Source organism: Nigerium sp. (genome assembly GCF_039811905.1).
Classification (GTDB): domain Bacteria; phylum Actinomycetota; class Actinomycetes; order Propionibacteriales; family Propionibacteriaceae; genus Propioniciclava.
Map to the genome: position 1 here is coordinate 1 of NZ_JBDHZL010000146.1, position 5,336 is coordinate 5,336.

Annotated in this window: 4 protein-coding genes; 2 read left to right on the plus strand and 2 right to left on the minus strand. The window is 74.7% G+C overall.

Features of this window, described 5'->3' with window-relative positions; genetic code table 11:
• Positions 1 to 52: 52 nt before the first annotated feature.
• Positions 53 to 2,194 carry a Stk1 family PASTA domain-containing Ser/Thr kinase gene (gene pknB / locus WMJ97_RS14290; protein ID WP_347349678.1) on the minus strand — a complete coding sequence of 714 codons (2,142 nt, stop codon included), beginning with the start codon at positions 2,192 to 2,194 and terminating at the stop codon, positions 53 to 55.
• A gap of 117 nt (positions 2,195 to 2,311) precedes the next feature.
• Between pknB and WMJ97_RS14295 the strand changes: the two genes are divergently transcribed.
• Positions 2,312 to 3,061 carry a thiamine phosphate synthase gene (locus tag WMJ97_RS14295; RefSeq protein WP_347349679.1) on the plus strand — a complete coding sequence of 250 codons (750 nt, stop codon included), beginning with the start codon at positions 2,312 to 2,314 and terminating at the stop codon, positions 3,059 to 3,061.
• Positions 3,062 to 3,105: 44 nt separating this feature from the next.
• Here the strand turns inward: WMJ97_RS14295 and WMJ97_RS14300 are convergent, their stop codons facing one another.
• The gene (locus WMJ97_RS14300; protein ID WP_347349680.1) at positions 3,106 to 4,215 is read right to left on the minus strand and encodes a polyprenyl synthetase family protein; all 1,110 of its coding nucleotides are present in this window, start codon (positions 4,213 to 4,215) and stop codon (positions 3,106 to 3,108) included.
• Between the two features lie 51 nt (positions 4,216 to 4,266).
• Between WMJ97_RS14300 and WMJ97_RS14305 the strand changes: the two genes are divergently transcribed.
• Entirely contained in the window at positions 4,267 to 5,151 is an 885-nt protein-coding gene (locus WMJ97_RS14305; protein ID WP_347349681.1) for a methylenetetrahydrofolate reductase, read from the plus strand.
• The last annotated feature ends 185 nt before the right edge of the window (positions 5,152 to 5,336 follow it).

Below are 5,336 nucleotides of genomic sequence, written 5' to 3' on the forward strand. Positions count from 1 at the left end.
CCGCCTCCCGGACGCCCGCCTCCCGGACGCCCGCCTCCCAGACGCCCGCGGCTCAGCGCACGCGCAGCGTGACCCCGGACGCCTCGGGCCGCAGCGTCCCGGCCGCCGGGTCGGTGCCGATGGCCTTCGCGGACGCCGCGGCGCCCGTGTCACCGGGCTGGGCCCCCGCCCCCTCCGCCGGGGACGAACCTCCCGCCGCCGGCGGCTGGGTGGCCGGGCTCCCCGGCGCAGCCGCGCCGGGGGCGTCCGGGGCGATAGTGACGCGGAAGCCGGCGTCCTCGAGGCGCCGCTGGGCGGCGTCCTGGCGGAGCCCACGCACGTTCGGGACCGCGATCAGCCGGGGCCCTCGCGAGACCACGAGCCGGATCGTGTCGCCGCGCAGCACGTCGCTCGCGCCCGGGCTCTGCGAGATCACCTCGCCGCGCGGGACCGATTGCGAGGTGTCCTCGACGACGCGCGCCCGGAGGCCGAGCTGCTTCAGGGTGGCGCGGGCGTCCGTGGCCTGGCGTCCGGTCAGGTCGGGGAGCGTGACCGGCTCCCGCCCCTGCGAGAGCACGTAGTCGACGGTCGTCCCGCGCGGGACGCCGGTGCCGGCGGGGGTCCCCTGGCTGATGACCGTCCCGTCGGGGACCGTGTCGCTGTAGCGCTCGCTGACCGTGCCGGGCGTGAGGTCGAATCGGGAGAGGGCCTTGCCCGCGGCGTCCTCGGTGAGGCCGGCCAGCCGCGGCACGGCGAAGCGCTCGGGGCCGGTCGACAGCCACACGCGCAGCGTCGCGCCCGGTTCGACGCGCGCGCCGGACGCCGGGTCGGTGCGCGACACCTCCCCGGCCGGCACCGTCTCCGACGGCTCCTGGTCGATCGCGACGGTGAACCCGGACGCCTGCGCGGCCGCGACGGCGTCCGGACGACTCAGCCCGCCCAGCGCAGGGACCGCCGCGAGGCGTCCGACCGCGGCGTACCAGCCGCCCACCGCGAGCACCAGCACCAACACCAGCGCGACCAGCGCGACGGCGGCGCGGCGCCGGCGGTAGACCGGCGTGTGCTCCCAGTCGCGCGGCGGCGGCAGCGACGGCAGCCCTCGCGTGGCGGGGGACAGCGGCGAGATCGGGCTCGGCCCGCCGTCGGAGTAGTACGGGACGCCGTCGGTCGCGATCTCGAACGACGGCGTCGGCGAGAAGCCCGGGGTGAAGCGGAGCTCGCGGCCCGCGTCGTCGGGCGCCACCTCGGACGCCGGCAGCGTCGGGATGCGCGACGGCCCGGCGTGCGCGGCGTCCAGCTCCCGGGCGGTCAGCGCGAGGGCGAGCCGCGGGTCGTCGGCTTCGCTCGCGCCGAGCGCCTCGCGCGCCCGGCGCAGGTGCGCGGCGAACACGGCGGCGTCGAGGGGGCGGCGCGACCGCGTCCGGGAGGTGGCGGTCGCGACGAGGGCGTCCAGGTAGTCGGGGATGCGCCCGCCGACCAGCGACGTCGTCGAGGACGCCGACGGCGGCGGCACGTCGCGCTGGATGTGCGCGTACGCCACGTCGAGCGGGGTATCGCCGCGGTGGGGTTTGCGTCCGGTGAGCAGCTCGTACAGGACGATGCCGAGCGAGTAGACGTCCGAACGGGCGTCCGCGTGGCCGCGCGCGACGATCTCGGGCGCGATGTAGGAGACGGTGCCGATGACGATCTCGCCCTCGGCCGCCGGGGCCGCGTCGGCGACGGCCTTCGCGAGCCCGAAGTCGGCGACCTTCACCTGGCCGCGGTCGGAGATGAGCACGTTCTCGGGCTTGACGTCGCGGTGCACGAGGCCCGCGGCGTGCGCCGCGCCGAGCGCGGTGGCGACCGGCTCGAGCAGGTCGAGCGCCCGGCCGGGGGCGAGCGGCGCCTCGCGCGTGATCACCTGCCGCAGCGTGCAGCCCGAGACGAACTCCATGACGATGTAGGGACGCCCGTCGTCCATCCCTTGGTCGAACACGGCGACCACGTTCGGGTGGGACAGCAGGGCGGCGGCCCGGGCCTCGGAGTCGAAGCGGGCGGCGAAATCGTCGTCGGCGTCCAGGTGGTCGTGCATCACCTTGACGGCGACGGTGCGCGACAGCCGCAGGTCGCGGGCCTCGTAGACGGTCGCCATGCCCCCGCGCGCCACCCGCCGGACGACCTCGTAACGGTCGCCCAGCACGTGACCCAGCCACGGGTCATGGCGGCGCGTGCTCACAACGTTCGCTCCGGACTTGATTGGGGAAGGGGCCCGTGCGGAACCGGTAGTCACACTAGGTGGCCCGCGGTGCACTTCCTCGCCCGACCCGCCGGGAACCTGCATATGCTGACGCCCGTGACTGCATTGATGGGAATCGACACGCGGCTGAAACTCGCCCGCCTCTATCTCGTGACGGACGCCCGCGCCGCGACGGGCGACCTCGCGCCGTTCGCGTCGGCGGCGCTCGCGGGCGGGGTCGACATGATCCAGCTCGCCGACGCCGACCTCGACACGCGCGCCGAACTGGACGCCCTCGCGACGCTGCGCACGGCCGCGCAGCAGCATCAGGCGCTGCTGGCGACGTTCGGAAACCCCGACATCGCCGGTGAGTTCGCGGCGGACGTCCTGCACCTGCCCGACGACGGCTCGGACGCCAAGAAGGCCCGCCGGTCGCTGCACCAGTTCGCGGTCGTGGGGCGTTCGTGCCGGGACGCTGACGACATCGCGCGGGCGCTCGCCGACGAGGCCGTCGACTACCTCGTGGTCAACGCGGACATCACGGCGATCGAGTACACCGCCCAACTGGCCCCGCCGGCCGATCCGGAGAGCAAGCCGTGGTTCGCGGCCGGCGGCATCACGCTGGACTACCTCGACGTCGTCCTGGAGGCGGGGGCGCGCCGGGTGATGGTGTCGCGCGCACTGTCCCGCGCGAAGGACCCGCAGCAGGCCGCGGCGGCCTTCCGGGCGAAGCTGCAGGAGGTGTGGCACGACCCGGCGATGGAGGCCGTCACGATGTCGGCGTTCAAGTCCGGGCCGCTCGTCGGCGACGCCGAGGCGTTCCCGTACCCGCCGAAGCCGCGCGACGACGGGCTGTCGATCGGCTGACCTGGGCGGTCGGCCGGGCGGGCGATCGGACGATCCGGCGTCCCTCAGAACGCCCGGTTCGCCGCGGCGTGCGCGAGGTTCGTGAGCGCCCGGACGCCGTCGGACGTCAGGGGCGCGCCGTCGAGCGCGGCGAGGGCGGCGTCCAACTCGCGCTCGATCTCCTCCTCGACGAGACGCTGCGCGCCCGAGGAGACGATGATCTCGCGCGCGTCGTCGACCTGGGCGGGGGTGAGGTCGGGCCGGCCGACGAGCTGGGCGAGGCGGGCGGCGTCCGGCTCGGAGGCGTTGATGACGGTCTGCGCGAGCAGCAGGGTGAGCTTGCCCTCGCGGAGGTCTTCGCCGCTGTCTTTGCCGGTGAGGGACTCGTCGCCGAACACGCCGAGCAGGTCGTCGCGGTACTGGAAGGCCCGGCCGAGGGGGCGTCCGTAGCGGGTGAAGACGTCCTGCTGCTCGGGGGACGCCCCCGCGAGCGCGCCGCCGATGTTGAGCGGCCGCTGCACGGTGTAGCAGGCGGACTTGTACGTGACGACGCGCCCGATCATGTCGATGAGCTCGCCGGCGCCGCCCGGCCCGGTGACGATCGCCCACGGGTCGTGCGCCTGGGCGAGCGAGTCGAGGTACTGGCCAGCGGTCACCTCCGTCCGGACCGCCTGCAGGTACGGCTCCGCGCGGACGAGCGCCGCGGCGTCCAGCCCGCTGGAGCGGAACAGCTCATCGGACCAGACGAGCAGCAGGTCGCCCAGCAGGATCGCGCCGGCCACGCCGAACGCCTCGGACGCCCCCCGCAGGCCGGCCTCGCGGTGGTCGGCCTCGAACTGCCGGTGGGCGGCCGGGACGCCGCGGCGCGAGTCGGAGGCGTCCATCACGTCGTCGTGCACGAGCGCGGACACGTGCAGAAGATCGAGGGACGCCGCCGCGCGCACGAGCGCGTCGGACGGCTCCCCGCCGACCGCGGCGTGCCCCCACAGGCAGAACGCCGGGCGCAGGCGCTTGCCGCCGCGGGTGAACAGCCGGGCGCGCTCCCAGACGGGCGCGAGGCGCGGGCTGATGTCGTCGAGCGTGGCGCCGGCGGCGTCCAGGAACGCCTCGAGCGCGTCGCCGACGGCGTCGCGCAGGCCGGCCCCGGCGGGATCGGACGCGTCGAGTGTGACCACGAACTGAGCCTATCCAAAGGCCGGAGGGGCCGCTGGCCTAGGGTGACCGCTATGCCCACTTCGCAGGTCACCACGATCGTGGACCGACTCCGCGAGCATGCGACGTTCTCGTTCGAGTTCTTCCCGCCCAGCGACGACGCTGGGGTGCAGCAACTGATCGGCACCGTGGACGCCCTCGGGCCGTTGCGCCCCGACTGGGTGTCCGTGACGTACGGGGCGACGGGCGCGAGCCGGTACAAGACGTTCGCGGCCGTCGGGGCGATCCGGGGCGCGACCGACACGCCGCTGATGGGGCACCTGACGGTGGCGGGGCAGCCGGTCGGGGAGGTCCGGCGGGCGCTGGCCGCCTACCAGCGGCTGGGCGTCACCCATGTGCTGGCGTTGCGCGGCGACCCGCCGGGTGGCGGGCGGTTCGAGCCGCACCCCCAGGGGCTGGCGAACGCGACCGAGCTGGTACGTCTGGCGAAGTCGGAGGGCGATTTCATCGTCGGCGTCGCCGCGTTCTGCGATCCGCACCCCGAGGGGTCGGCCGAGTTGGACGCCCGCATCCTGCTGGAGAAGGAGCAGGCCGGGGCGTCGTTCGCGATCACGCAGTTGTTCTTCTCGGTGGACTCCTATGTGGCGCTCGTGGAGCGGTTCCGGGCGCTGGGGGGGACGATCCCGATCATCGCCGGCATCATGCCGGTGACCGTGCCGAGCCAGATCGAGCGGTTCGCCGCCCTGTCGGGGGCCGCGATGCCCGCCGACTTCGAGGCGCGGCTGCGGGCCGTCGCCGACGACCGGGCGAGGTTCCGGGAGGTGGGCATCGAGCTGATGACGGCGCTCGCCGACGATGTTCTCGCCGCCGGGGCGCCGGGGCTGCAGTTCTTCACGCTGAATCGCTCCAAGGCGACCGCGGAAATCCTCGCCAACCTGCGCACGATGCCGGTGCGGTGAGGGACGCCCTCGGGCGCTGAGGGTCTTCCGGGCGCGGTGGGTGCGCTCTGGCGCGTTGGCGAGGCTGATGTCGTCCGCGCGCCTGGTGTTGTCCGCGAGCCCGTGCGCGCTCCCCATGGTGCGAACGGGCGGACTCTGGTTGTCGAGAGGCCCAGCCAGAACGGCGTCCTGGTGGATCCAGCGCG